Origin of the sequence: Amycolatopsis thermoflava N1165, assembly GCF_000473265.1 — a bacterium.
Taxonomy (GTDB): domain Bacteria; phylum Actinomycetota; class Actinomycetes; order Mycobacteriales; family Pseudonocardiaceae; genus Amycolatopsis_E; species Amycolatopsis_E thermoflava.
Genome location: NZ_KI421511.1, coordinates 2,735,147 through 2,760,521, shown reverse-complemented (window position 1 = coordinate 2,760,521; position 25,375 = coordinate 2,735,147). Strand labels below are relative to the sequence as shown.

27 protein-coding genes and 1 pseudogene are annotated in these 25,375 nt (G+C 72.1%); 15 read left to right on the top strand and 13 right to left on the bottom strand.

Annotated elements, in window-relative coordinates:
- Position 1 precedes the first annotated feature (1 nt).
- The gene (locus tag AMYTH_RS0113870) at positions 2–1,258 is read left to right on the top strand and encodes a UDP-glucose dehydrogenase family protein (protein WP_027930829.1); all 1,257 of its coding nucleotides are present in this window, start codon (positions 2–4) and stop codon (positions 1,256–1,258) included.
- Positions 1,259–1,261: 3 nt separating this feature from the next.
- Here AMYTH_RS0113870 and AMYTH_RS0113865 read toward each other — a convergent pair whose 3' ends face one another.
- Both AMYTH_RS0113865 and AMYTH_RS0113860 read right to left on the bottom strand, forming a co-directional pair.
- Positions 1,262–1,636, bottom strand: a complete 375-nt coding sequence (locus AMYTH_RS0113865) for an STAS domain-containing protein (protein WP_027930828.1) — start codon at positions 1,634–1,636, stop codon at positions 1,262–1,264.
- Between the two features lie 317 nt (positions 1,637–1,953).
- The gene (locus tag AMYTH_RS0113860; RefSeq protein ID WP_027930827.1) at positions 1,954–2,334 is read right to left on the bottom strand and encodes an ATP-binding protein; all 381 of its coding nucleotides are present in this window, start codon (positions 2,332–2,334) and stop codon (positions 1,954–1,956) included.
- 100 nt (positions 2,335–2,434) lie between these two features.
- Between AMYTH_RS0113860 and AMYTH_RS0113855 the strand changes: the two genes are divergently transcribed.
- The 8 genes from AMYTH_RS0113855 to AMYTH_RS49520 are packed head-to-tail and all read left to right on the top strand — an operon-like array spanning position 2,435 to position 7,015.
- Complete coding sequence (locus AMYTH_RS0113855; RefSeq protein WP_027930826.1) at positions 2,435–2,992, top strand: nucleotidyltransferase family protein; 558 nt, start codon at positions 2,435–2,437, stop codon at positions 2,990–2,992.
- A complete protein-coding gene (locus AMYTH_RS0113850; protein ID WP_027930825.1) occupies positions 2,992–3,252 on the top strand; it encodes a BON domain-containing protein in 261 nt (86 codons plus the stop codon). Before AMYTH_RS0113855 ends, AMYTH_RS0113850 begins: the two co-directional genes overlap by 1 nt.
- A complete protein-coding gene (locus AMYTH_RS0113845) occupies positions 3,249–3,965 on the top strand; it encodes a metallophosphoesterase family protein (RefSeq protein ID WP_027930824.1) in 717 nt (238 codons plus the stop codon). Before AMYTH_RS0113850 ends, AMYTH_RS0113845 begins: the two co-directional genes overlap by 4 nt.
- Positions 3,966–4,023: 58 nt before the next feature.
- On the top strand, positions 4,024–5,805 hold the full coding sequence (gene ctaD, locus AMYTH_RS0113840; protein ID WP_027930823.1) for an aa3-type cytochrome oxidase subunit I: 1,782 nt from the start codon (positions 4,024–4,026) through the stop codon (positions 5,803–5,805).
- A gap of 53 nt (positions 5,806–5,858) precedes the next feature.
- On the top strand, positions 5,859–6,278 hold the full coding sequence (locus AMYTH_RS0113835; RefSeq protein WP_027930822.1) for a phage holin family protein: 420 nt from the start codon (positions 5,859–5,861) through the stop codon (positions 6,276–6,278).
- Complete coding sequence (locus AMYTH_RS0113830; RefSeq protein WP_027930821.1) at positions 6,275–6,493, top strand: DUF3618 domain-containing protein; 219 nt, start codon at positions 6,275–6,277, stop codon at positions 6,491–6,493. The genes AMYTH_RS0113835 and AMYTH_RS0113830 overlap by 4 nt, the downstream gene beginning before the upstream one ends.
- A 4-nt stretch (positions 6,494–6,497) precedes the next feature.
- On the top strand, positions 6,498–6,839 hold the full coding sequence (locus AMYTH_RS0113825; protein WP_017981901.1) for a DUF3140 domain-containing protein: 342 nt from the start codon (positions 6,498–6,500) through the stop codon (positions 6,837–6,839).
- Positions 6,839–7,015 carry a hypothetical protein gene (locus AMYTH_RS49520; protein WP_167344585.1) on the top strand — a complete coding sequence of 59 codons (177 nt, stop codon included), beginning with the start codon at positions 6,839–6,841 and terminating at the stop codon, positions 7,013–7,015. Before AMYTH_RS0113825 ends, AMYTH_RS49520 begins: the two co-directional genes overlap by 1 nt.
- Positions 7,016–7,640: 625 nt before the next feature.
- Here AMYTH_RS49520 and AMYTH_RS44780 read toward each other — a convergent pair.
- From AMYTH_RS44780 to AMYTH_RS0113795, 5 genes and pseudogenes are all read right to left on the bottom strand, one after another.
- A pseudogene (locus AMYTH_RS44780) lies at positions 7,641–8,271 on the bottom strand (pyridoxamine 5'-phosphate oxidase family protein).
- 166 nt (positions 8,272–8,437) lie between these two features.
- The gene (locus tag AMYTH_RS0113810; RefSeq protein WP_084022582.1) at positions 8,438–9,715 is read right to left on the bottom strand and encodes a 4-hydroxy-3-methylbut-2-enyl diphosphate reductase; all 1,278 of its coding nucleotides are present in this window, start codon (positions 9,713–9,715) and stop codon (positions 8,438–8,440) included.
- A gap of 409 nt (positions 9,716–10,124) precedes the next feature.
- Complete coding sequence (locus AMYTH_RS0113805; RefSeq protein ID WP_027930819.1) at positions 10,125–11,156, bottom strand: family 2 encapsulin nanocompartment cargo protein polyprenyl transferase; 1,032 nt, start codon at positions 11,154–11,156, stop codon at positions 10,125–10,127.
- Positions 11,153–12,550: a family 2B encapsulin nanocompartment shell protein gene (locus AMYTH_RS0113800; protein WP_027930818.1), complete on the bottom strand. Its 1,398-nt coding sequence runs from the start codon at positions 12,548–12,550 to the stop codon at positions 11,153–11,155. Before AMYTH_RS0113800 ends, AMYTH_RS0113805 begins: the two co-directional genes overlap by 4 nt.
- Before the next feature lie 40 nt (positions 12,551–12,590).
- Positions 12,591–14,006 carry a family 2B encapsulin nanocompartment shell protein gene (locus tag AMYTH_RS0113795; protein WP_027930817.1) on the bottom strand — a complete coding sequence of 472 codons (1,416 nt, stop codon included), beginning with the start codon at positions 14,004–14,006 and terminating at the stop codon, positions 12,591–12,593.
- Between the two features lie 645 nt (positions 14,007–14,651).
- Between AMYTH_RS0113795 and AMYTH_RS0113790 the strand changes: the two genes are divergently transcribed.
- Together AMYTH_RS0113790 and AMYTH_RS49925 are read left to right on the top strand one after the other, a co-directional pair.
- Positions 14,652–15,419 (top strand): bestrophin-like domain, encoded by a 768-nt coding sequence (locus AMYTH_RS0113790; RefSeq protein ID WP_027930816.1) that lies wholly within the window; start codon positions 14,652–14,654, stop codon positions 15,417–15,419.
- Positions 15,416–16,537 carry a DUF6923 family protein gene (locus tag AMYTH_RS49925; RefSeq protein ID WP_027930815.1) on the top strand — a complete coding sequence of 374 codons (1,122 nt, stop codon included), beginning with the start codon at positions 15,416–15,418 and terminating at the stop codon, positions 16,535–16,537. The genes AMYTH_RS0113790 and AMYTH_RS49925 overlap by 4 nt, the downstream gene beginning before the upstream one ends.
- A 1-nt stretch (position 16,538) precedes the next feature.
- On the opposite strand, the gene AMYTH_RS0113780 is transcribed toward AMYTH_RS49925, so the two are convergent.
- Positions 16,539–17,123, bottom strand: a complete 585-nt coding sequence (locus AMYTH_RS0113780) for a TetR/AcrR family transcriptional regulator (RefSeq protein WP_027930814.1) — start codon at positions 17,121–17,123, stop codon at positions 16,539–16,541.
- A gap of 79 nt (positions 17,124–17,202) precedes the next feature.
- On the opposite strand from AMYTH_RS0113780, the gene AMYTH_RS0113775 reads away from it, so the two are divergent.
- Positions 17,203–18,012 (top strand): class I SAM-dependent methyltransferase, encoded by an 810-nt coding sequence (locus AMYTH_RS0113775; RefSeq protein ID WP_027930813.1) that lies wholly within the window; start codon positions 17,203–17,205, stop codon positions 18,010–18,012.
- Positions 18,013–18,062: 50 nt separating this feature from the next.
- Here the strand turns inward: AMYTH_RS0113775 and AMYTH_RS0113770 are convergent, their stop codons facing one another.
- Genes AMYTH_RS0113770 through AMYTH_RS0113750 form a run of 5 tightly spaced genes read right to left on the bottom strand, consistent with a single transcriptional unit; the run spans position 18,063 to position 22,501 of the window.
- The gene (locus AMYTH_RS0113770; protein WP_027930812.1) at positions 18,063–18,431 is read right to left on the bottom strand and encodes a nuclear transport factor 2 family protein; all 369 of its coding nucleotides are present in this window, start codon (positions 18,429–18,431) and stop codon (positions 18,063–18,065) included.
- A 19-nt stretch (positions 18,432–18,450) separates the two neighbouring features.
- The gene (locus AMYTH_RS0113765; RefSeq protein WP_228684743.1) at positions 18,451–19,620 is read right to left on the bottom strand and encodes an aldose epimerase family protein; all 1,170 of its coding nucleotides are present in this window, start codon (positions 19,618–19,620) and stop codon (positions 18,451–18,453) included.
- Positions 19,621–19,635: 15 nt separating this feature from the next.
- Positions 19,636–20,385 carry an ATP-binding cassette domain-containing protein gene (locus AMYTH_RS0113760; protein WP_051362663.1) on the bottom strand — a complete coding sequence of 250 codons (750 nt, stop codon included), beginning with the start codon at positions 20,383–20,385 and terminating at the stop codon, positions 19,636–19,638.
- Entirely contained in the window at positions 20,382–21,404 is a 1,023-nt protein-coding gene (locus tag AMYTH_RS0113755) for an ABC transporter permease (protein ID WP_051362662.1), read from the bottom strand. Before AMYTH_RS0113755 ends, AMYTH_RS0113760 begins: the two co-directional genes overlap by 4 nt.
- Positions 21,401–22,501, bottom strand: a complete 1,101-nt coding sequence (locus AMYTH_RS0113750) for a substrate-binding domain-containing protein (RefSeq protein ID WP_051362661.1) — start codon at positions 22,499–22,501, stop codon at positions 21,401–21,403. Before AMYTH_RS0113750 ends, AMYTH_RS0113755 begins: the two co-directional genes overlap by 4 nt.
- A gap of 145 nt (positions 22,502–22,646) precedes the next feature.
- Here AMYTH_RS0113750 and AMYTH_RS0113745 point away from each other — a divergent pair, with 145 nt between their 5' ends.
- From AMYTH_RS0113745 to AMYTH_RS0113735, 3 genes are all read left to right on the top strand, one after another.
- Positions 22,647–23,384: a FadR/GntR family transcriptional regulator gene (locus AMYTH_RS0113745; protein WP_027930808.1), complete on the top strand. Its 738-nt coding sequence runs from the start codon at positions 22,647–22,649 to the stop codon at positions 23,382–23,384.
- Positions 23,385–23,399: 15 nt separating this feature from the next.
- Entirely contained in the window at positions 23,400–24,245 is an 846-nt protein-coding gene (locus AMYTH_RS0113740) for an SMP-30/gluconolactonase/LRE family protein (RefSeq protein ID WP_027930807.1), read from the top strand.
- Positions 24,246–24,342: 97 nt separating this feature from the next.
- Positions 24,343–25,365, top strand: coding sequence for an alpha/beta fold hydrolase (locus AMYTH_RS0113735; protein WP_037322528.1), 1,023 nt, complete (start codon positions 24,343–24,345; stop codon positions 25,363–25,365).
- Positions 25,366–25,375 lie beyond the last annotated feature (10 nt).

Genomic DNA, 25,375 nt, shown 5'->3' with positions numbered 1-25,375 from the left:
CGTGGCCGCCGTCGGGGTCGCCGGGGCCGGCTACGTCGGCCTGACGACCGCCGCCTGCCTCGCCGGCCTGGGCCACGACGTGGTGTGCGCCGAGGTCGATCAGTCCAAAGTAGACGAGCTGTCCCGTGGCGAGGTTTCGCTGGGGGAGCCGGACCTGGCCCCGCTGGTGCGGGACGAGCTGGCCGCCGGGCGGCTGCGGTTCACTGCGGACCCCGGCGCGCTGGACGGCCGGGAGTTCGTGTTCGCCTGCGTGCCCACCCCGGCGGGCCCCGACGGGGCGGCCGATCTCGGCGCGGTCGAGGCCGTGCTCACGGCGCTGCACCCGGGCCCGCGCACCGTGCTGGTGGTCAAGTCGACCGTGCCGGTGGGCACCTGCGCCCGCATCGCGGAGACCGCCGGGATCCCGGTGGTGAGCAACCCGGAGTTCCTGCGCGAAGGCCATGCCGTGCACGACTTCCGCCACCCGGACCGGATCGTGCTCGGTGGCGAGGAGCCCGCGGTGACGCGGGTCGCCGCGCTGTACGCGGACCTGGGCGCGCCGGTGGTGCGCACCGACCACGCCAGCGCCGAACTGGGCAAGTACGCGAGTAACGCGTTCCTGGCCCTGAAGCTGTCGTACGTGAACCTGCTGGCCCGGCTGTGCGAGCGCACCGGCGCCGACATCGACGCCGTCACCCGCGCGATGAGCCTCGACGAGCGGATCGGGCCGCACTTCCTGCACCCCGGCCCCGGCTGGGGCGGGTCGTGCCTGCCCAAGGACACCAGGGCGCTGGTCGCCACGGGCGCCGCGGCCGGGGTGGACCTGACCGTCCTGCGGGCCGCGATCGAGGCGAACGACCGCCAGCACGACCACGTCGTCGCGCGGGTCCGGGAGGCCGCGGGCGGGCGGCTGGACGGGGTGCGGATCGGCCTGTTCGGGCTGACGTTCAAGGCGGGCACCCACGACCTGCGGGACTCGCCCGCGCTGGCCGTGGCCGGCCGGCTCGCCGCGGCGGGCGCCGTGCTGACCGGCTACGACCCTGGCGTGACCGGCGACCAGGCCGGGCCTGTCCAGCGCGTGGACGACCCGGTCCTGGCCGCCAAGGGCGCGCGAGTGCTGGTCGTGCTGACCGAGTGGCCGGAGTTCGGCGGGCTCGACTGGAGCCAGCTGGCGGCCGTCGCCGAGGGCGACGCCGTGGTGGACACCCGGGGCGTGCTCGATCCCGCGGCGCTGCGGGGGAGCGGGCTGCGCTGCCTGCGGCTCGGGCACCCGGCGTGACGGTCAGTGGGCGACCGGCGCGCCCTGCGTGAGGTGGCGCGTGGCCACGGTGACGCTCGGGAAGAGCGGCAACTGCTCGTGCAGGCCGGTGACCTCCAGCGGGCGGATGACCACGCGGTGGCTGCCTGCCAGCGCCCAGCGCACGGAGCGCCCTGCGGCGGCCTCGTCGGCGTCGACCAGGGCCTGCAGGCCCGCCGAACCGAGGAAGGTGACCGATTCGAGGTCGACGATGAACGTGCGGCCGTCGTCGACGCAGCCGGTCAGGAAGGCGCGCAGCGCGGGCGCCGCGGCGAGGTCGAGTTCACCGGTGAGGCGGGCCAGCCGGATCCCGTCGGCGCCGTTGGTGAGGTCGATGCGGAGTTCGTGAGCTTCGTACACGGGAGTCTCCCCGGGTCGTGGTGAGCACAGCGGGGAAGCCCACACACACGTCCAAGAATCCGAAGAGTCGAAATTCGAAAGCGCAAGGGCCGGGTGTGTCCTTCCCCGGCACGGCTGGTCACTCAACCGCTCCCCACCGACCGTACGGACCAGCGAGCCGCGTTGGCAACCCGGGTCATCCGGTTAGCGATGTTCCGGGTGGGTATCCGGTGCTCGTCGGCACGACGGCGAGCCGTTCGCGGCCGCCGCCAGGGTCGTCTCGTGGTGGGTGCGCCGGCGGTGCGGGACAGCGGTGGTCCGCACCGCCGGTCCGCGGCTCACCGCACGGTCGCCCACACCGTCTTGCCGCCGGCGGGCTCCCGGTCGCACCCCCACTGCTCGGAGGTCTGCGCGACCAGCAGCAGCCCGAGGCCCGGCGGGTGACCGCTTTCCCGGATGACCGCCTCGCGCGGGTCGTCGTCGGTGACCTTGACCGTCAGCTGGTCCCCCTTCAGCTGGTCTCGGTGCAGCTCCAGGCCGAGCCGGGGCGTCGCGCGGGTGTGCCGCAGCGTGTTCTCCACCAGCTCCGTGGCGATCACGACCGCGTCCGGCGCCAGCCCGGGCACACGCCACTTCGCGCACACCTCGGTGGTGAACCGGCGCGCCCGCCGCGCCGCGTCCAGTGTCCTGGGCAGCCTCAGCTCCGTACTGCGGCGCATCGCGCTCCCAACCGTCGCGGACGGAACGGGACATACCCGGTGGCCGGGGCCCGAAACCCGCGCCGTTTTGCCCCGGTCGGGCACGGGTACCCGGCCGGTCATGGACGAGCAGTCGTTGCTGCGCACGCTGACCAAGGTGGTCACCACGCTGACGGCTCGGGAGATCCCGTTCACCGTGTCCGGCGGCTGCGCGGTCTACGCCAGGGGCGGTCCGCCGTCGGACCACGACGTCGACGTCTTCCTCAAGGAGGAGGACGTGCCCGCCGCGCGTGCGGCGCTCGTCGCGGAGGGCATGCGGCCGGAGGACCCGCCGGAGGACTGGCTCAGCAAGGTCTGGGACGGCGACGTGCTGGTCGACCTGATCTTCCGGCCCAACTACCGCGCCGTCACCGACGAGACGCTGAGCCGCTCCGACGTGATGCGCGTCGGCCCGACCATGGCGCCGGTCCTGAACGGCACCGACATCATGGTCGACAAGCTGCTCGTCCTCGACGCGCACCGCTGCGATTTCGCCCCGCTGCTGCACATCGCCCGCGACCTGCGGGAACAGGTGGACTGGGAGCGCGTGGCGAAGGAGACCGGCGAGTCCCCGTACGCGCAGGCGTTCCTGACGCTGCTGGACTCGCTGGACGTCGTCGAGCTCGAAGGAACCACGTGATGACTGCCGAGCAGGAGACACCCCAATACCGCGCCGCGCACCTGCGCCGCGCGCTGGCCGAGGACTCCCGGACGGCCGAGATGGGCGTCCGGGTCAACGTCCGCGGCGACGACGTGCACCTGTCCGGGGAGGTGACCTGCGACGAGCGGCGCGCTGAGCTGGAGAACGTGCTGCACGAGGCCGCGCCCGGCCTGCGGGTGCACAACGACGTGCGGGTGGCCGACACCCGCGAACCGGCCCGGAGGGAGGACCTGCGGTGATCCGCGTGGCGGCGGTCGGGGACGTCCACCTCGGCGAGGACGCGCGGGGCCTGCTGCGCCCCGCACTGGAACACCTCGGCGACCTGGCCGACGTGCTGCTGCTGGCAGGCGACCTGACCCGGCACGGCGCGCTGGAGGAGGCCGAGGTGGTCGCCGACGAGTTCAGCGGCCTGGACCGGCCGGTCGTGGCCGTGCTGGGCAACCACGACTACCACAGCGACCGGCAGGACGAGATCACGAAGCTGCTGTCCGACCACGGCATCCAGGTGCTGGAGGGCGCCTCGACCCGGGTGGAGGTCGACGGGCAGACCCTCGGCGTCGCCGGGGTGAAGGGCTTCGGCGGCGGGTTCGCGGGCAAGTGCGCCAGCGCGTTCGGCGAGCGGGAGATGAAGGCGTTCGTCGAACACAGCATCGAACGGGCGGACGCGCTGCGCCGCGCGATGATGGAACTCGACGACGTCGACTACCGCGTCGCGCTCACCCACTACTCACCCATTCCGGAGACTCTGCGCGGCGAGCCGCCGGAGATCTACCCGTTCCTCGGCGCCTACCAGCTGGGCGAGGTCATCGACGAATGCGGCGCCGACCTGGCCCTGCACGGCCACGCGCACTTCGGCTGCGAGCAGGGCGTGACCCCGGGCGGGGTGCGGGTGCGCAACGTCGCACAGCCGGTCATCCGCAGCGCCTACGCCACCTACGGGTTAGGGTCTTGATTCACCGATGTGATCCGGAGCACTCTGGGTTCGTCCACTCGGCACCCGGGGAGGGCGCATGACGGAGCTGAAGGCACGTCCCATCGTCCTGGGCAACCGGTACGAACTGCCGGCCAGGCACCGCAGGGGCAACCTGCTGGTGAAGATGGCGAAGACGACCGATCACAAGCTGATCGGCCAGATGTACCTGTACACGTCGCTGGGCTTCTTCGTCGTCGGTGGGTCGCTCGCGCTGCTGATGCGGGGCGAGCTGGCGCGGCCCGGGATGCAGTTCCTGTCGCCGGAGCAGTACAACCAGCTGTTCACCATGCACGGCGCCATCATGCTGCTGCTCTACGCGACCCCGAACGTGTTCGCCTTCGCCAACCTGATCCTGCCGCTGCAGATCGGCTCCCCGGACGTGGCGTTCCCGCGGCTGAACGCGTTCTCCTACTGGCTGTTCCTGTTCGGCGGCTCGATCGTGCTGTCCTCGTTCCTCACCCCGGGCGGGGCCGCGGACTTCGGCTGGACGGCCTACACCCCGCTGTCCGACGCGATGCATTCGCCCGGCATCGGTGGCAACCTGTGGATCACGGGCCTGATCGTCTCCGGTCTGGGCACCATCCTCGGCGCGGTCAACATGCTGACCACGATCGTCACCCTGCGCTGCCCGGGCATGACCATGTGGCGGATGCCGATCTTCACCTGGAACATCCTGTTCACCAGCGTGCTGGTGCTCGCGGTGTTCCCGATCCTGACCGCGGCGCTGTTCGGGCTGCTCGCCGACCGGCTGATCGGGGCGCACGCGTTCGACCCGGCCGTCGGCGGGGCGATCCTGTGGCAGCACCTGTTCTGGTTCTTCGGCCATCCCGAGGTCTACATCATCGCGCTGCCCTACTTCGGGATCATCACCGAGATCGTCCCGGTGTTCAGCCGGAAACCGCTGTTCGGCTACCGGCTGATGGTGTTCGCGACGATGGGCATCACGGCGTTGTCGTTCGTGGTGTGGGCGCACCACATGTTCGCCACCGGCGCGGTGCTGCTGCCGTTCTTCTCGATCATGACGTTCTTCATCGCGATCCCCACCGGCATCAAGTTCTTCAACTGGATCGGCACGATGTGGAAGGGGCAGCTCACCTTCGAGACACCGATGCTGTGGTCGGTGGGCTTCATGGTCACGTTCCTGCTCGGCGGGCTGACCGGCGTCATCCTCGCCTCACCGCCGCTGGACTTCCACATCACCGACAGCTACTTCGTGGTCGCGCACTTCCACTACGTGCTGTTCGGCACGATCGTGTTCGCCACCTTCGCCGGCGTGTACTTCTGGTTCCCCAAGATGACCGGGCGGATGCTCGACGAGAGACTCGGCAAGCTGCACTTCTGGACCACGTTCGTCGGGTTCCACACGACGTTCCTGGTGCAGCACTGGCTCGGTGACATGGGCATGCCGCGCCGCTACGCCGACTACCTGGACAGCGACGGGTTCACCGTGCTGAACACGATCTCCACGATCGGCGCGTTCATCCTGGGCGCCTCGATGCTGCCGTTCATCTACAACGTGGTGCGCAGCTACCGGTTCGGGGATCCGGTCGAAGTGGACGATCCGTGGGGCTACGGCAACTCGCTGGAGTGGGCGACCTCGTGCCCGCCGCCGCGGCACAACTTCCTGGAGCTGCCCCGGATCCGGTCCGAACGGCCCGCGTTCGAGCTGCACTACCCGCACCTGGTGGAGCGGCTGCACGAAGAAGGACACATCACCCTCACCGGGAAGACCGTCCCGCACTCCGAGGCGTCGAAGACGCCGTCGGAGAAGGCCACCGAGGAGCTCAGCGAGGGCAGCTCGCCCACCGCGCACGATTAGCGCTCTCCGCCCGGGGGTAGCCGGACTACGAGCTACCCCAAGGGAGGCGAGGCATGACTGAGAGCACGGGCCGCGGCTCGACCGCGGTCGACGACCGCTCGATCGGGCAGCTCGTCCAGGACATGTCGCAGCAGGTCCAGCGGCTGGTCCGGGACGAGATGCGGCTGGCGGCCGAGGAGCTGCGGCGGAAGGGCAAGCGCGCCGGGACCGGCGCGGGCCTGGCCGGCGCGGCCGGGATGCTCGCGCTGTTCGGGGCGGCGACGCTGGTCGCCGCCGCGGTGCTGGCGCTGGCCCTGGTGGTGCCCGGGTGGGCCGCCGCGCTGATCGTCGGCGGCGCGCTGCTGCTGATCGGCGGGGTGGCCGGGCTGGCAGGCAAGAAGCAGCTGTCGGCGGCGGTGCCGCCGGTGCCGCAGGAGGCGGCGTCCGGGGTGCCCAAGGACGTGGCGGCCCTGCGGGAGGGGGTGCGCCGATGACCACGAAGAAGGACACCTTCCCGCACGACGCCGAACAGGCGCGGCTCGACCTCGAACTGACCCGTCAGGAGCTCGGCGAGACCGCCGAGGCCCTGGCCGGGAAGGTGCGGGAGACCGCGCACACGACACAGCGGATCGCGCTCGGCACCGGCGCCGGGATCGGGATCCTGGCGCTGGTCTTCGTGATCGTGCGAAGGCTGACCGCCCGGAGGTGACACGATGGCGACGCAGTCGCATGTGGACGAAGCACTGTGGGACGAGTTCCACCGCGTGGTGAACATGACCTCGCGCGAGCTGGGGGACTGGCTGCGGGTCCGCTCGGCCGGCACGGACAGCGAGGAGCTGCCGGACCAGTCGGGCACGAAGACCGGGCAGCACGTCCTGGAGATCCTCGGCAAGCGCCGGACGGACCTCACCGAGGACGACGAGCGCGTGATGCGCAAGGTGGTGGACAGGGTGCACGCCGAACGGCGGGACGACCTGGAGCCGACGGCAGGCCAGGAGAACTGGCGCCACCGGCTGATGACGATCGGGCACGACCCGTTGAAAGGGGCCGGCTGATGGAACGCGGCAGTGAGAAGCACAGCGCGCGCGAAGACGACGCGATGAAGGCCGAACTGCGCGGCACGTTGCAGGGCAACCGGTCCAGCCGCGCCGAGGAGTGGCGCGACCCGGAGCCGCCGGCGGACGACGACCCGGACGTCCCCCTGGCCGGCGAACGGCCCGAGGGGCAGTAAGGGGAAGCGAGCGGCCCGTGGTGTTGTCCGGGAGGGGGCACCACGGGCCGTTCCGCGTTCCGGCCCGCGTCAGGCGATCCGGCGGTGCCCCTTGGCTGGTGGATGGCCCGAGGGGGCGGAAGGGGAAGTTCGTGGTGTTGTCCGGGAGGGGCAGCGCGGGCTGTTGCGCGTTCCCGCCCGCCTACGACGACCCGGACGTCCCCTGGCCGGCGAACGGCCCGAGGGGCGGTAGGGGAAGTGAACGGCCTGTGGTGTTGCGGGAGGGGGCATCGCGGGCCGTTGCACGTTTCCGTTGGCGTCAGGTGATCCGGCGGTGCCCCTTGGCTGGTGGATGGCCCGAGGGGCAGTAAGGGGAAGCGAGCGGCCCGTGGTGTTGTCCGGGAGGGGGCGCCACGGGCCGTTCCGCGTTCCGGCCCGCGTCAGGCGATCCGGCGGTGCCGCTTGGCTGGTGAATGGCCCGAGGGGGCGGTAGGGGAAGGCGGGCGGTTCGTGGTGTTGCGGGAGGGGGCATTGCGGGCTGTTGCGTGTTTCCGCCGGCGTCAGGTGATCCGGCGGTGCCGGAAGCGAGCGGCCCGTGGTGTTGTCCGGGAGGGCCATCAAGGGCCGCTCCGCGTTCCGGCCCGCGTCAGGCGTACAGCTTCTTCACGTACTCCGGGCCGTAGTAGCGCTCGAGTTCCGCCAGTGACGCGTCCGGCTGCTCCAGCGTCTTGGCGATCACCGCGCGCGGGGCCATCTCCTCCGGCGCCCAGGTGTCCGCCTGCCACAGCCGCGACCGCAGGAACGCCTTCGAGCAGTGGTGGAACACCTCGTCGATCTCGACCAGGATCGCCAGCCGCGGCCGGTGCCCCTCCACGACCATCTCGTCGAAGAACGGCGCGTCCCGCACCAGCCGTGCCCGGCCGTTGATCCGCAGCGTGTCGCCCCGGCCGGGGGATGAAGTACAGCAGCCCGACGTGCGGGTTGGCGAGGATGTTGCGGAACCCGTCGGCGCGCCGGTTGCCCGGCCGCTCCGGCACGGCGATCGTGCGGTCGTCGAGCACCACCGTGAACCCGGCCGGATCGCCCTTGGGGGAGACGTCGCAGCGGCCGGCCGCGTCGGACGTGGCGATCAGGCAGAACGGCGACAGCGCGAGCCACTGCCGGTCCAGCTCGTGCAGCGCCGCCCGCTGCTTGTGCAGCACCCGCGGCAGCGGGTGCCCGATCAGCTCCCGCAGCTCGTCCTCGTCCGACACCTCGGTCACCCCAGTGAGATCCATGCCCGCAGGTTATCGGTCATCCGGGGAACCGCTCGAGCGCCACCTCCAGCAGCGTCTCCACGATCCGGCACCGGCGCACCGCCGCCGACGGGCACGTCGCCGACCATCACCTGACGGGAGTTCCGGCGCGGCGCGGGCACCTGCGGCATGCCCAGCGGCACCGCGGTCAAGGCTTCCTCCGCACGGCCGTCGGCAGCGTGAAGTGGATGGTCTCGCGGGTGGTCTCCCGTTCGCCGACGGTGAGCGGGCCGAGGCCGCCGAGCGCGGCGACCACGGAGTCGACCAGCCCCGGCGGCGCCGACGCGCCCGCGGTGAGCCCGATCCGCTCCACCCCGGACAGCCATTCGGGCCGCACGTCCCGCGCGTCGTCGATCAGGTGGGCCGGCGTGCCCGCCCGCTCGGCGAGTTCGACGAGGCGCAGCGAGTTCGACGAGTTCCGCGACCCCACCACCAGCACCAGGTCGCTGTCCCTGGCGACCGAGCGCAGCGCGTCCTGCCGGTTGGTGGTGGCGTAGCAGATGTCATCGGAGGCCGGGCCGCGCAACGCGGGGAAGCGCCGTCGCAGCTCGGCGAGCACGTCGGCGGTCTCGTCGACGCTGAGAGTGGTCTGGGTCAGGTAGGTGACGCGGTCCGGGTCCGGCACCCGCACCCGGCGGGCCTCCTCGACCGACTGCACGAGCACGGTCCGCTCGGGCGCCTCGCCGAGGGTGCCCTCGACCTCCTCGTGCCCGGCGTGCCCGATCAGCAGGACGGTGTCGCCCTGCCCGGCGAAGCGGCGCGCCTCGGCGTGCACCTTGGTGACGAGTGGGCAGGTGGCGTCGACGACCTTGAGACGGCGGCGGTCCGCCTCGGCGCGCACGGCGGGGGAGACGCCATGCGCGGAGAACACGACGGTCCCTCCCCGCGGCACGGCGTCCAGTTCGTCGACGAACACCGCGCCCCGCGCGCGGAGGTCGCCGACGACGTGGCGGTTGTGCACGATCTCCTTGCGCACATAGATCGGACCGCCGCGCTGGGCGAGGAGGCGTTCGACGATCTCGATGGCCCGTTCGACGCCCGCGCAGAACGATCGCGGCGCGGCGAGCAGCACCGAGCGGGGCCGCCCGGCGACGGCGAGCACCGAGGCCATCGCGGCGCTCACGGCGGCCGCGAGTGTGGAGGAGGCCTGCCCGGTGGCGGCGACGCCCAGCCCGGCCGGCCCGCGGGCCGCGGGGAGCACGGCACGCAGGGCGACCGCGGCGGCGTGGTCGGTGTCGACGTAGAGGGGCCCGCGGGCGGTGGCGATCCCGCGGCGCCGGAGCTCGCCTTCGAGCAGCCCCGCGCCGGGACAGCGGACCGACGGGCGGTCCGCCCAGAGCAACTCGTCGGCGACGAGGACCTCCCCGGGAGCCGGCCGGCCCGGATGATGCGCGGCGAGGATGCTCTGCGCTGCGGTGAACGACATGGTTTTCTCCCGTTCCAGGTGGGATGCGTGCTGTGCGCTCTGCCGGCGAGGGCCTCGGGGGTGACCCCGCTCTGCGGGGTGGGTTCTGGCGGGTGGCCAGGCTCTGCGGATGGCGGCCCGCGCCGTGGGGTGGAACCGGCCTGCCCGATGCGGTGCCGGGTCCCGCCTCACGCTGCGGGCCGGCCTTGGCCATGCCGCCCGCTCTGCGGGCGTGGCACCACGCGGCCGAGTGCAGCGGGCCCGCCCTTGATTGGGCGGCCGGTCCCGGCCTGGCGGCCCTTCCCACCCCGCGAAGTTCGCCTGCAGGGATGGCCGCGCCCGGCCAGTGTTCGGCCCGGGCGCGGCCCGCTTCACGGGTGCCCGGGACGCGGCCCGCCGGCGCGCCGCCGATTCCGGCCACCGCCGCCGGTTATCTGTCCCGGTCCGCGAGCAGCGCCGCCAGCGCCTCCAGCTCCGCGGCGCCTCGCGGGTCCGGCACCGCGGCTTTCAGGTGCTCCCGAGCCCGCTCCAGCAGCGCCGCCGCCTCGGTGCGGGTCCACTCCCGGCCACCGGCCTGGTCGACCAGCCGCGCGGCCCGCACCAGGTCCACCCCGGCCGGCTCACCCGGTGCCGCGTACAGCGACGCCAGCTCCCGGCCTGCCTCGGTCCCCGACGTCAGCGCCGCCACCACCGGCAGCGACTTCTTCCGGTTGCGCAGGTCCGAGAACACCGGCTTCCCGGTCGCCGCCGGGTCGCCCCAGATCCCGAGCAGGTCGTCGACCATCTGGAACGCCAGCCCGGCCGCCTCCCCGAACCGCCGCAGGTGCGCGACCTGCTCGGACGAGCCGCCGCCGAGCAACCCGCCCAGCGCGCACGCGCACCCCAGCACCGCCCCGGTCTTGCCCTCCGCCATCAGACGGCACTCGTCCAGCCCGACGTCGGCACGCTGCTCGAACGCCAGGTCCGCGCCCTGGCCCTCGATCAGGTCCTGCACCGCCGCACCGAGCATCCGCAACGCCTCCCGCGCCGCCGGGTGACCGCTCGCCGCCAGCACGTCCGACGCCGCGACCAGCAGGCTGTCCCCGGCCAGGATCGCCGGCCCCGGGCCGAACAGCTTCCACACCGTCGGCCGGTGCCGCCGCGTCTCGTCGCCGTCCATGACGTCGTCGTGCAGCAGCGAGAAGTTGTGCACCAGCTCGACGGCGACCGCGCCGGGCAGCGCCGGCCCCCACTCGCCGACCGCCCGCGCCGCCGCCAGCACCAGCGCCGGCCGCACCGCCTTGCCGCCGCCCCCGCTCGCCGGCGCGCCCGTCTCGTCCGCCCACCCGAAGTGGTAGGCGACCAGCGGCCGCATCGACTCCGGCAGCCGCGCCACCGCCGCCCGCAACGCCGGGTCCACGCATCCGCGGCTCCACGCCAGGAGGTCCCGCGCCGTCCGTGCCCCGGCCACCGTCTCCGTCACCGTCCGACCTCCACGTGCTCGAGCACGCCCAGCGCGTCCGGCACCAGCACCGCGACCGAGAAGTACGCCGTGACGAGGTAGGACACGATGGCGCGCGGGTCGATCCCCATGAACCGCACGGTCACGCCGGGCTCGACCTCGTCCGGCAGCCCGGTCTGGCGCAGCCCGATCACGCCCTGGCTGTCCACACCGGTCCGCATCGCGAGGATCGACGTCGTCCCGGTCCGCGACACCGGGATCTTGTCGCTGGGAAAGATCGGCACCCCGCGCCAGGTGGACACCACATGACCGTCCACTTCGGTGCGCTCCGTCGCGATCCCGCGCGCCGAGCACTGCCGCCCGAACGCCGCGATCGCCTTGGGGTGCGCCAGGAACAGCTTCGTCTTGCGGCGGCGGCACAACAGCTCGTCCAGGTCGTCCGGGGTGGGCGGCCCGGTGCGGGTGTGCAGGCGCTGGCTGAGATCGACGTTGTTGAGCAAGCCGAACTCGGCGTTGTTGAGCAGCTCGGACTCCTGCCGCTCGCGCAGCGCCTCCAGCGTCACCCGCAACTGCTGCTGCGTCTGGTCCATCGGCTGGTTGTAGAGGTCGGCCACGCGGGTGTGCACCCGCAGGACCGTCTGCGCCACCCCGAGTTCGTACTCGCGGGGGCTGAGGTCGTAGTCGACGAACGTGGCCGGCAGCGCGGGTTCGCCGGTGTGCCCGGACGCCAGCTCGATGTTCGCCTCGCCGTGCTTGTTCTGCGCCAGCTGCGAACTCCGCCGCAGCCCGTCCACATGCGACCGAAGCTCCGGGGAGGTGTCCAGCAAAGCCAGCACTTCCCGCTGCGGCAGGGCGAGCACGGTCACCGGCGTCTCCGCCCGGACGCCGTACGCCCACCGCTCCGGCGACTCGGCGAGCACCTGCTGCCCGAGGTAGTCGCCGTCGGCGAGCACCCCGAGCGTCACCGGGTCGCCGTAGTCGCCGCGGCCGACCTTGGTCACCTTGCCGTGCGCGACGAGCAGCGCCTCGCCGGTCGGCGCGCCCGCGGTGACGATCGTTTCCCCGGCCCGGTACTCGCGCTGCTCGAACCGGTCGGCCAGCGCGGTCAGGACGAGCTGGTCGCCGAAACCGCGGAACAACGGCAGTTCGGCCAGGCTGGCCGGCACCACCCGGACGCGGCCCGCCTCGACGGTGAACGCCACCCGGCCCTGCCCGGCGACGCACGTCAGCCGACGGTTGACCCGGTAGGTGCCCGCTTCGGTCTCCTCCCACGGCAGCAGGCTCAGCAGCCACCGGCTGGTGACCGCCTGGTTCTGCGGCACGGACTTGGTGGTGCTGGCCAGTTTGCGGGCCGCCGCCGTGCCCAGGCTCAGCCGGGTTTCGGTGTGCTGGAAGGTCTGCAGGGTTACGGTCAACGGACCCAACCACCCCTCGTTCGCTCGTGGCTTCCGCGGGTCAGCTCTCGCGGCCGATCTCCACCTTCTCCAGCACCGCCAGCGCGTCCGGCACCAGCACGGCCGCCGAGAAGTACGCCGACACCAGGTAGGAGATGATCGCCTTCTCGTTGATGCCCATGAACCGCACCGACAGGCCGGGCTCGACCTCGTCCGGCAGACCGGTCTGGTGCAGGCCGATCACGCCCTGGTTCTGCTCGCCGACGCGCATCAGCAGGATCGAGCTGGTGCGGGTCTCCGACACCGGGATCTTGTTCGACGGCAGGATCGGCACGCCGCGCCAGGACGGCACGTGATGCCCGTTGAACTCCACGCCGGCCGGGTAGATCCCGCGCGTGTTGCACTCGCGCCCGAACGCCGCGATCGTCTTCGGGTGCGCCAGGAAGAACGCCGGCTCCTTCCACACCGCGCCGAGCAGCTCGTCCATGTCGTCCGGCGTCGGCGGGCCGGTGCGGGTGTGCAGGCGTTGCTTGACGTCGGCGTTGTGGAGCAGGCCGAAGTCCTTGTTGTTCAGCAGTTCGGACTCCTGCCGCTCGCGCAGCGCCTCGATGGTCAGCCGCAGCTGCTGTTCGGTCTGGTTCATCGGCTGGTTGTAGAGGTCGGCGACGCGGCTGTGCACGCGCAGGACGGTCTGGGCGACGCTCAGCTCGTACTCGCGCGGAGACATCTCGTAGTCGACGAACGTGCCGGGCAGCTCCGGCTCGCCTTCGTGCCCGGAGGACAGCTCGATGCTGGCCTCGCCGTATTCGTTGCCACTGGACAGTTTCCGGGCGCGGAACAGCTCGATCTGCTCGCGCAGCGCCGCGGACTGCTCGACCAGCTCGTCGAAGCCGCGCTGTTCGAGCACCAGCACCGTGCAGGAGGTGACGGCCTTGACCGTGTACTCCCAGATGCTCGAGTCGTCCAGCAGCGAGTCGTCGCCGAAGTGGTCGCCGTTGGCCAGCACGCCGAGGTTGGTGAAGTCGCCGTACTCGCCGGGGCCGACCTTGCTGACCTTGCCGTGCGCGATGAGGAAGGCCTGGTCGGAGGCGCTGCCGAACTCGACGATCACGTCGCCGGGCTCGTACTCGCGCTGCTCGAACCGGCTCGCGAGCGCGGCGAGCACCTCCTGGTCGTCGAAGCCGCGCAGGATCGGCAGCTCACCAAGCTCGGCGGGGATGACCTCGATGTTCCCCGCGGTCGTCACGAACGTCACGCGCCCGTCGCCGACCGCATAGGACAGCCGCCGGTTGACCCGGTAGGCGCCGCCGGAGGCCTCCACCCAGGGCAGCAGGCGCAACAGCCACCGCGACGTGATGGCCTGCATCTGCGGGACGGACTTGGTCGTGGTCGCCAGGTTCCGCGCGGCCCGGGTGCTCAGGCTCTGCTGCTGGCTGCCGCTGTCCAGGGCGGGCACGGCGGGATCGGTCACAGTCACGGCAAATACCACCCATCGTCGAAAACTTGATCCGCGAATTGGAAATTGATGATCCGGCGAACTGGCGCCTTGTTTTCTCGGCCGGCGGAAGCGACGTTAGCACCGGCGTCGCGGACCCGTACAGTCACTCGTCCGTGGCGCGGCGTGATGGCAATTTCCGGAAAAGCACACGTTCGGCGGTTCCGGCAAACTCACGGTAGACCGGAATGGACGGTGATCACCCGGGCCGCCCAACCGGGCCGGTCCGGACGGCGTGACCCGCTCGGCAGCGTGCTCCCGGCATTTCCGGTCCACTGCTCCGAACGGGCTGAAACTTCCCGGACTCTGGGAACACCGTGGTCCGGGTAGGGCAACCGGGACGTTCTACCGTTGTCTGTTAACGGAAACCACCGTGAAGTCCGAGGTGGAGTGACGTCCGGTGACCGGAACTCGCCCGGTCGGCCCAGCCGCGCGTCCGGCCGCGCGTTGGCCGCGGGACAACAAGGCCGGTAAATTCGCGGAATACGCGCCGGCTGCTCCGAACAAGTGACCGGTAATAATCCGTCCTATTCCGTCGGGTTGAAAGAGCGGAACCAAACTTGCCGCCGTCATCCGGCCGCGCCTAGCGTGAGCCGACGTCCTTTTCCCGTTCGGGAGGCACAGCCGATGAATGTCTACGTGGCCGGTTCGCTGTGGGTGGTGGGCGCCGTCGGGCTCGGTGCGCTCATCGCTTACCTGGTCCGCCGTTACGGTCTGGACGAGGGCAGGCCGGACAACAACGACGCGGCCGGCCAGGCGTTCACCATCGTCGGCGGCCTGCACGCCGCGGTGATCGCGTTCGTGCTGATCTCGCTGTTCGACGCGGCGAGCACCGTGCGGGACTCCTCCTACGAGGAGTCGCAGAGCCTGGTCGCCGCCTCGTGGGCGGCCGACGCGCTGCCCGAGCCGGCACGCACGGAGATCCGCGAGCTGGCCGCGGGCTACGCGGACACGGTGGTGAACCGCGAGTGGCCGCGCATGCGGGACGGCGGCGTGCTGCCCGAGGAGGGCTGGGACCAGCTGGACCGGATGCGCGCGGTGGTGGACACCGCCGACGTGCCCGGCGACGACGACTGGCTGACCAGCCGCAAGACCGAGGTCGCCGACTCGCTGCTGGACGTGTTCAAGGAACGGCAGGCCCGGCTCAACGCGGTGCAGGACAACAACGTCGGCATGGTGGTGTGGTTCGTGCTGATCGGTGGGAGCGTGATCTTCGTGCTGCTGCCCAACCTGTTCGGCGGCACGAAGTCGCTCACCCACGTCGTGATCGTGTCCACCCTCGCCGCGGCGACGACCCTGCTGCTCTTCGCGATCTTCCAGATGCAGAACCCGTTCGCGGGCGGGTCGAAGGTGGGCCCGGACGCGTTCAGCCAGGCGATCGAGCGGCTGCGGTGAGGGTGCGGCGCCCGGCCCGGGCGCTGGCGGCCGCGGGCGTCCTGGCGGCGTCGCTGCTGCCGGTCACGCCGGCCGCCGGGGCGGCCCCCGCCACCGCCTGCACGGTCCTGCGGGTCGTCAACACGGCTCCGGGCGGACCGTCCACTGTGGAGCTGGTGCGGATGCCGTCCGGGGCGGTGGAGAGCCGGACCGCGCTCGGCGTGCAGGTCAACGCCCTCGGCTACGCGCGCGCCCAGGACCGGGTGTACGGCCTGACCCGCGACGGCACGGCGGTGGCCGTGGGCCGGGACGGCGAGCTGACCCGGCTCGGCCCGGTGCGGACGACGGACCGCCGCGGGCTGGACCGGGCCACCGCGGGCGCGGTGTTCGGCGACCGCTGGTACGTCCTGCGGGACGACGACCTGTACGTGATCGACATCGACCCGGGCGGTGACGGGTACCTCTCGGCGGTGCGCGGTGTCGGCCTGTGGCCTGCGCCGTTCACGTCCGGCATCGACGACTTCGACTTCGCCGGGGGCGCGCTCTACGGGGTGACGAGCACGTTCCCGTTCAGCGGGCGGGTCGTGCGGATCGACCCGGTGTCGGGGTGGACGCACCCGGTTCCCGGGCCGGTGCTGCCGCCGGCGACCGCGTACGGCTCGGTCGTGCTGGCGGGGGAGACGCTGTACGTCACGGCGAACCGCAGCGCCGGCCGCAGCCGCACGTTCCGGGTCGCCCGGGACGGCTCCGAGCCGGTCACCGAGGTGTCCGCCGGGGCGCCGCTGTCCGGTTCGGACAGTGCCGGGTGCCTGCGGGCGCCCCCGCTGCCGCCCCCGCCGCCGCCACCTCCTGCTCCGCCGCCGCCCCCACCACCTCCGGCAGTGGCTCCGCTCGTGCCCGCGCCGCCGCCTCCTTCGGTGCCGGACCCGCCGCCGCGACCGGTGACCACGCCGCGCCCGGCGCCGCCGACGGTCCCGCCGCCACCGCCGTCCACCACCAAGCGTCGTCCGGTGACCACGAAGAAGCCGGTGGCGCAGGTGTCCACACAGGAGCGGACCGAGGAGAAGCGCGGGTGGTCGTTCACCGTGCTGGTGCTGATCCTCGGCGCCGGGATCGCGGTGCGGCGGCTGAGCCGGTGAGTCAGAGCAGGCGGCGCTGCACGACGTCCGCGACGACGGTCTCCACGACCCGGCCGACCTCCCCGGCCGCCGGGCGGTGCGCGCGGTCGGCGAAGAGCAGGTGGCCGGCGCCGATCAGGACGAGTGCGAGCGAGTCCACGTCGGCGTCGGCGGCGATGCGGCCCTGCGCGCGTTCCTCGGTCAGGTAACCGGCGAGCATGGCCGCCGCGTCGGCGAGGACCGGGATGCCGCGCCCGAGCCGGGCTCGCAGCTCGTCGCGGAAGACGACGAGCCCGACGATGCCGACGGCGACCGGGTCGAACAGCTCGGTCAGGGCCGCGGTGAGGTTGCCGGTGACGGTGCCGGTGCCCGCCGACGCGCGCAGGATGGCGCTGTGGTCCCCGATGCGGCGTACGCGGTCCTGGACGAGCTCGGCGAGGAAGGCGTCGAAGTCGGTGAAGTGCCGGTGCAGCACGCCCTTGGCGACGCCCGCTTCGGTGGTGACGGCGCGGCTGGTGAGCGCGGCCGCGCCGTCGCGGAGCAGAACGCGCTCGGCGGCGTCGAACAGCTGCTGGCGCGCGTCGCGGATGTGCACCCCGGTTGGCATGCGCCCATTGTCCTCCTTGCCGTTGTGGGCGCTTGCCCACTAAGGTGGGCGCATGCCCACTTCGTACGAGGCCCGAGAAATGGCCGAATCATTCGGGATCGACGCGAGCCGCTACGACCGCGCCCGGCCGCCCTACCCGGACGCGCTGATCAAGCGCATCGCCGCACTCAGCCCCGCGAGTTCCACGCTCAACGGGGAGAGTTCCGCGTTCGGGGACGCCTCGCACCACGGGCCGGTGGTCCTGGACGTCGGCTGCGGCACCGGCATCGAGGCCCGGCAGTTCCGGGCGGCGGGCTGCCGCGTGCTCGGGGTCGACCCGGATCCGCGGATGGCGGAGTTCGCGCGCCGCGGCGGGATCGACGTCGAGGTCGCGACCTTCGAGGACTGGGATCCGGCAGGCCGCGAGTTCGACGCGGTGGTGGCGGGGCAGGCGTGGCACTGGGTGGCGCCGGAGGCGGGCGCGGCGAAGGCGGCGGCGGTGCTGCGGCCGGGCGGGCCGCTGGCGGTGTTCGCGCATGTCTTCGAACCGCCGCCCGCGGTGGCGGAGGCGTTCGCCGAGGTGTTCCGCCGGGTGGTGCCCGATTCGCCGTTCGCCGGGCAACCGGGCGGCGACGCGGTGGCGGCCTACCGCGCCGGCTTCGAGCGGTTCGCCGAATCCTTCCGGCAGACCGGGGCGTTCGCCGAACCGGAGCACTGGCGGTTCGACTGGGAACGCACCTACACCCGCGCGGAGTGGCTGGACCTGCTCCCGACGACCGGCGGCCTGACCCGCCTGCCCGCCGCCGCGCAGGCGGAAATCCTGACCGCGGTCGGCGCGGCGATCGACGACCTCGGCGGTGCGTTCACGAAGACGTTCACCACGCTCGCGGTGGTCGCCGTGCGCACCTGAAGCGGCGGTGCCGCCGGAGTGGCCGGCACCGCCGCGTCACGTTGTCAACGTCAGTCCTTCGCTCCGGCCGGGTTGGTGTCGTCGCCGAGGTAGGTTCCGTGGCCTTCGCGGACCAGTGGGCCGTCGAAGTGCAGCACCTCGTTGACCAGGCCGCCCTTCTGGTTGCGGTAGTTGATGACCACGGTGTCCACACCGGAGTACACGCCGACCACCTCGAAGCGCAGGTCCGGGATGCGGCGCAGGCCTTCGCTCCAGTAGGCGCGCAGTGCGTCCTTGCCGCGGATCACCGCGGTGCCGGTCAGCTGCGCGGCGACCGGTGAGGTGAACACGACGTCGTCGGTGAAGTGCGCCAGCAGCGCGTCGAGGTCGTGTGCGTTCCAGGCCTTGGCCCAGTCGTCGGCGAATTCGCGGGCGTCCATGCCCCGGAGCCTATCCGGCTCACTCCGCGCTCAGGGCGAAGACGGTCGTGGTGTGGTACACCTCTCCGGGCCGCAGCACGGTGCTCGGGAATCCGGGCTGGTTGGGCGAATCCGGGAAGTGCTGCGTCTCCAGCGCGAACCCGTAGCTCTGCCGGTAGGCCTTCCCGCCGGTGCCGACGAGCGTGCCGGTCAGGAAGTTGCCCGAGTAGAACTGGATCCCCGGCTCGGTGGTGTAGACGGTGAGCACGCGGCCGCTCGCCGGGTCCGCGGCACGGGCCGCTTGCGCGAGGCGTCCGGAGGAGTTCAGCGCCCAGTTGTGGTCGTAGCCCTGGCCGATCAGCAGCTGCGGGTCGTTGTCGGCGATGCGGGCGCCGATCGGCACCGGGCGGCGGAAGTCGAACGGGGTGCCTGCCACCGGGGCCAGTTCGCCGGTCGGGATCTGGGTCGCGTCGGTGGGGGTGTAGCGGTCGGCGTCGATGCGCAGGGTCTGGTCGTAGATGTCGCCGGAGGACTCGCCCGCCAGGTTCCAGTACGTGTGGTTGGTCAGGTTCACCACGGTCGGCTTGTCGGTGGTGGCGCGGTAGTCGATGGTGAGCCGGTTGTGGCTGTCCACTGTGTACGTCACGGTCGTGGTCAGGGTGCCTGGGTAGCCCTGGTCGCCGTCGGGGCTGACCAGGCTCAGCAGCAGCCCGGCCTTGCCCGGCTCGCGCACCTCGGCGGCGGACCACACCTTGTCGTCGAACCCGGCCGTGCCGCCGTGCAGGCTGTTGCCGTTGTTGTTGACCGGCACCTGGTACTCGACCCCGTCCAGGGTGAACCGGCCACCGGCGATCCGGTTGGCGTAGCGGCCGATCAGCGAGCCGAAGTACGGTCCGCCGCCTTCGGCCGGGCTGTTCTTCGCCACATAGTCGGCCAGGGTCGGGAACCCGAGCACGAGGTTCGCGGTCCGCCCGCGCTTGTCGGGCGCCTCCAGCGTCTGGATGGTGCCGCCGTAGGTCAGGATCCGCACCCGCATCCCGTTGCCGCTGGTCAGCGTGTACCGCTCGACGGACTGGCCGCCGACGCTGCCGAACGCTTCCTTGGAGATCGCGGGAGCCGTGGGCCGCGGGGCGGCGGAGGAGGTCACGGCGGGCAACCCTACCGCCGCGGACAGGATTGTGGCGCAGGCGATCGGAACGAGCTTTCGCATGAGGGCTCTCCTCGGTCACTGCTGGAGCCGGTACTCGGCGTGCACGAGCTCGAGCAGCTCGGCCACCGAGGTGTCCCGGGACGGTTTGTCGAACGTGATCTCGCCGTGCTGGAGCAGGTTGACCCGGTCGCACACGTCCACGACCTGGCTGTAGTTGTGCGCGATCAGGATGATCGCGAGGTCGCCGCGTTGTTTGAGCTGGGCGAGCAGCCGCAGGATCAGCCCGCCCTCCTTGGCGCCCATCGCGGCCAGCGGCTCGTCGAGCAGCAGCAGCTTGGTGTTGCGGGTGAACACCGAGCGGGCCACCGCGATCGCCTGCCGCTGCCCGCCGGAGAGCTGACCGACCTCGGCGGTCACCGAGGGGATGCTGATGCCGATCTCGTCCAGCGCCTCCCGCGCGCGCCGCTTCATCTCCCGCCGCTTCAGGAACGGCAGCGGCCGGTGCACCAGTTCCTTGTTGAGGTGCAGGTTCAGGTACACCGGCAGGTCGTTCACCATCGCCAGGTCCTGGAAGACCGTTTCGATCCCCAGCGACCGGGCGTGCGTCACCGACTTCAGCTGCACCGGCCGCCCCTCGAACAGCAGCCGCCCGCTGTCCGGCTGGTGGTAACCGGTCAGGATCTTGATCAGCGTGGACTTGCCCGCGCCGTTGTCGCCGATCAGGCCGAGGACCTCGCCCGCCGACACGTGCAGGCTGACGTCCGACAGCGCCCGCACCGGCCCGAACCGCTTGCCGATGTGCTCGGCCCGCACCACCTCGGTCACGGCCGCCCCCTCGATCCGAGCCGTTTGCGCATCACCGACACGTACACGTTGAGCAGCGCCGCGACCAGGATCGCGACCCCGAGCACCAGGTAGAACGCGTTGGCGCTGATGCCGGTCAGGTTGAACCCGTCGTAGACGAGCCCGAGCAGCAGCGCGCCGAGGAACGCCCCGACCACCGTGCCGGACCCGCCGAGCAGCGCGGTCCCGCCGATCACCGCCGCCGCCACGGCGTAGAACATCACGTTGAACCCGCCGTTGGTCGGGTCGTAGGAGCCGACCCGGGTGCCCTGCAGGATGCCGGCGAGCCCGGCCAGCGCGCCGACGATCGCGAAGTTGACCACCTTGATCCGGTTGGTGCGGATGCCTGCTTCGGCCGCCCCGACCGGGTTGCCGCCGGTGGCCTGCGTGGCGATGCCGAACCGGGTGGTGGACAGCACGACCTGCATGACCACCACGACCACGACCGCCCATACGAACTCCGACCAGCCCCACGCGCCGAAGACGTCCATCACCCAGCCGTCGGCCGGCGCGCTCACCGGGGAGCCGCCGGAGATGACCAGCGACAGGCCCCACAACAGGAACGCCATGCCGAGGGTGGTGATGAACGAGGACAGGCCGAAGACCGTGTGGATCAGCCCGTTCACCATCCCGATGGCGCCGCTGACCACGATCGCCCCGATGACGGCGAGCAGCAGCGGGAAACCGTTGTTGTGGAACAGCACCAGCACGAACGGGGACAGCGTGAACACGAACCCGGCGGAGAGGTCGATCTGCCCGCAGATCAGCACCATCACCTCGCCCGCGGCGACGATCGCCCACGGCGCCACGTACTGGGCGATCGTGTGGTAGTTGTCCGTGGTGGTGAACCCGGGCCCGCTGGTGAGGGCGAAGTAGATCGCCGCGGCGACCGTCACCAGCAGGATGCTCAGCTCCTTGACCCGGATCAGGCCGGGCAGGAACCCGCCGCGGCCACGCGCGCGGGCCGCGGCCGGTGGCCGTTCGGGAAGCGCTTTCGTCATCGCGCCTGCCCGGTCGCCGGCGGGAGCGGGATGGACGACGGCATCGGCACCAGGTCCGTCTTGGCGCCGCCCTCGAACTTGCTGTCCGCGGTCAGGTACGGCCCGACGTTGTCCTTGGTGACGAACGTGAGCCCGGTGTCGGTGAACGGCGGTGTGACCAGCGTGCCCGACACGCGGTAGAGGTAGAGATAGAGCACGGACAGGAAGCCCTGCAGGTAGGCCGACTGGTCGATGGTGAAGTCCAGCGCGCCGGACTGGACGCCGCGCAGGGTGTCGGTCAGCGTGTCGTACCCGCCCGCCCGCACCTGTCCCTGCAGGCCGCGGGTGGTGAACAGCTGCGCGATCGAGGCGGTGCTGCCCGCGTCGACGGCGTACACGCCCTTCGCGTCCCGGTGCCCGTCGTAGGCGGCGGTGATGGCGTTGAGCTCGGCGGCCTGCTCCGCGCCGGTGTTGATCGGCAGCACAGTCACCCCCGGCGCGGCCTGCCGCAGCGCGTCGGTGATGCCGTCCAGCCGCGGCTGCACGTTGTTGCCGCCGGGCTGGGAGATGCCGACCAGGATGAGCCCGGACGTGACGTCCCGCGCGATGCGTTGTCCCATCAGGAAACCGGACTGGTAGAGGTCCTGCCCGACGTAGGTCAGCGGATGGTTGCCCGCGGCGGTCGCGTTGTAGGCGATCACCGGGATGCCGCGCTCGAACGCGCGCTTGGTCGGCTCGACGAACGCGTTGTTGTCGGTCAGCGCGATCGCGATGCCGTCGACCCCGCCGTTGACCGCCGTGGAGAACGCGTTGGCCATCTCGGACACGTTGCCGTCGGCGGAGCCGGTCCACTGTGGCTCGGGGATGCCGACCAGCCGGGCCGCGTCGGCCATCCCGGTCCTGGTCGGCACGAAGAACGAGTTGGTCGTGACGTGGTTGACGAAGACGAAGCGCCAGTCCGGGGTGTCCGGGAACGCGCCGCCACCGCCCGATCCCGGGCTGTCGCGGACGCCTTGGCAGGCCGCCAGCAGGGCCGAGGCGGCCACGGCTCCGCCGCCTGCCCCGAGGAATTTCAGGGCGCTCCGCCGGGAGGTGAGGCTGATCTGGTCGTCGGTCATGGGGGACCACCCATCCACGTCGTCGGGGAGCTGGGATATCGAACCAAGAACCTGCATGAATGATTGGATGATTCGTCGATACAGTCAACCCCTGTCGTGTGATGGGCGCATTGACTTTATGGATCAATGATTTGAGGATTACTCCGTGAGCAGGAGTCAGAGCGGGCCGCTCGGGCGGCACCGCACCCTCCACGGCCAGGTCGTGGAGTGGCTGGGGCGGCGCATCGTGTCCGGCGAACTCGCCAACGGTAGTCAGCTGCCCAACGAGGCCGACCTGGCGGCCCAGCTGAACGTCAGCCGCGGCGGGGTGCGCGAGGCGGTCAAGGCGCTGGCCGCCAAGGGGCTGGTCGAGCCGCGGCCCCGCCTCGGCACCCGGGTGCTGCCGCGCGAGCAGTGGAACCTGATGGACCGCGAGGTGATCAGCTGGCACGGCCAGCTCTCCGACGCGGCCTTCCTGCGCGACCTGCTCGAGCTGCGGCTCATGGTCGAGCCCGGCGCCGCGCAGCTGGCCGCCGAGCGCGCGACGGACGAGCAGCTCGCCGTGCTCGAGAACGCCTGCGCCCGGATGGCGGAGGAGGCGGGCCGGGTCGACGCGGACTCCGCCGCGTTCGTCGAGGCCGACCTCGCCTTCCACCTGACCCTGCTGCGCGCGAGCGGCAACCAGCTCGTCGAGCAGCTGGGCCGGCTGCTGGAGGCGAGCCTGCACCACGGCCTGGCGGCCAGCTCGCACGCGCCCGGCGGGGTGTCCGCGACGCTGCCCCTGCACCACGCGGTGCTCGTCGCGGTCCGCGCCCGCAGGCCGACGGCGGCCGCGCGGGCGATGCGGAAGCTGATCGAGACCACCACCGACGCGGTGCGGCGGATGACGCCCGAGGGGGACTGACGCGTAGTGTCCACAGTGGACCAGGTGACGGAACCGGTGGCGGCGCACGGCGAAGGGCCGGTGTGGGCGCCGGAGTGGCCGGGTGTGCGGTGGGTGGACATGCTCGCCGGGGACGTGCTGGAACTCGACGGCGAGGAGGTCCGCCGCCACCACGTCGGCCCGGTCGCGGCGGCGCTGCGGCCGGGCGCCGCGGGCGGGGTCGTGCTGGCGCTGGAGCGCGGGTTCGCCCTCGCCGACGCCGCGCTGACCGAGGTGCGGCCGCTGGGGGAGGTGTGGACCGGCGCCGGGGTGCGGATGAACGACGGCGGGTGCGATCCGGACGGCCGGTTCTACTGCGGCTCGATGGCCTACGACGAGACGCCGGGCGCGGGCGCCCTGTACCGGCTCGACCCGGACGGCGCCGTCACCACGGTGCTCACCGGGGTCACGATCTCCAACGGCCTCGCCTGGAGCCCGGACGGCGGCACGGCCTACTACGTCGACACGCCCACGGGCCGGATCGACGCCTTCGACTACACCGCCGCGGCCGGGCTCACGCACCGTCGCCCCGTGGTCACCATCCCGGACGGAACCGGCTCCCCGGACGGCCTGACCGTCGACGCGGAGGGCAACATCTGGGTCGCGCTGTGGGGCGGCGGCGCGGTGCACTGCTACACCCCGGCCGGCGGGCAGGTCGCCCGCGCCGAACTCCCGGTCACCCAGGTCACCGCGTGCGCCTTCGGCGGGCCGGACCTGGCCGAGCTGTACGTCACCACGTCGCGACAGGGCGTCGAGGAAGGCACGCAGCCCGAAGCCGGGGCCCTGTTCCGCCTCCGGCCCGGCGTGCGGGGCCTGCCCGCCCACCGCTATTCCGGCTGCTGACATCTCCGTACCGAAATACGTACTTTCCCGGTGCCCGGGTTTGGCCGCGACCAGGCAGGGTCAGTCTGTCGTGGTTTGCGCACCCGGAGGAGTGACGATGCGAGCGGTCAAGGCGGTCGAGCTGGGCCTGGTGGCCGGGCTGGTGCTGACCAAGACCGCGCTGCGCGCCGCGACCGGCGGCCTGGCCGGCCCGGCGTCCCGCACCGGGCCGGCCATCCCGGTCACCCGCGGCCGCGGCCAGTCCCGGACCGTCACCGCCGACGACGGCGTCGAGCTGCACACCGAGGTCTTCGGCGACCCGGCCGCGCCGGTGACGGTCGTGCTGTGCCACGGCTACGCCCTGTCCAGCGCCAGCTGGTGCTTCCAGATCGCCGAGCTCGCCCGCCACGCCCGGGTCGTCACCTGGGACCAGCGCGGGCACGGCCGCTCCCAGCGCGGCACGGCCGCGCACGCGACCGTCGACCAGCTCGGCCGCGACCTGCGCGCGGTGCTCGACCAGACCACGCCCCACGGGCCGGTGGTCCTCGCCGGGCACTCGATGGGCGGCATGACGATCATGGCGCTGGCCGAGCAGGAGCCGGAGCTGTTCGGCACCCGCGTCGCCGCCGTCGCGCTGCTCGCCACCAGCGCCGAGCCGGTGCTCGGCGGCCTCGGCCTGCCCCGGCACGGCATGCGCGCGCTGCACTGGGTCACCCCGTGGGCGCTGGCACTGCTGCAGCGGGCCACCGTCCTGGCCGGACCGCTGCGTGAGCTGACCGGGGCGGTCGTGCCCCGGCACGCGTTCGCCTCCGACGTCCCGCCGCACGTCGCCGAATTCCTGGTCGAGCAGATCGGGCAGACGCCGCTGGACGTGCTGGCCGACTTCTTCCCGCAGTTCCGGGTGCATGACAAGACCGCCGCGCTCGCCGCGCTGACCCGGGTCGACTGCCTCGTGCTGGCCGGCTCACACGACGTGGTCACGCCGCCGGAGAACAGCGAGGCGATCGCGCGGGCGGTGCCCGGCGCGGATCTGGTCGTCCTGCCCGACGCCGGGCACGCCTTCCCGCTGGAGCACCCGGAGCTGGTCAACGCGCACCTGGTGACCCTGCTGCGGCGGCAGAGCCACCGCCGAACCGCCTGATCAACCGCGA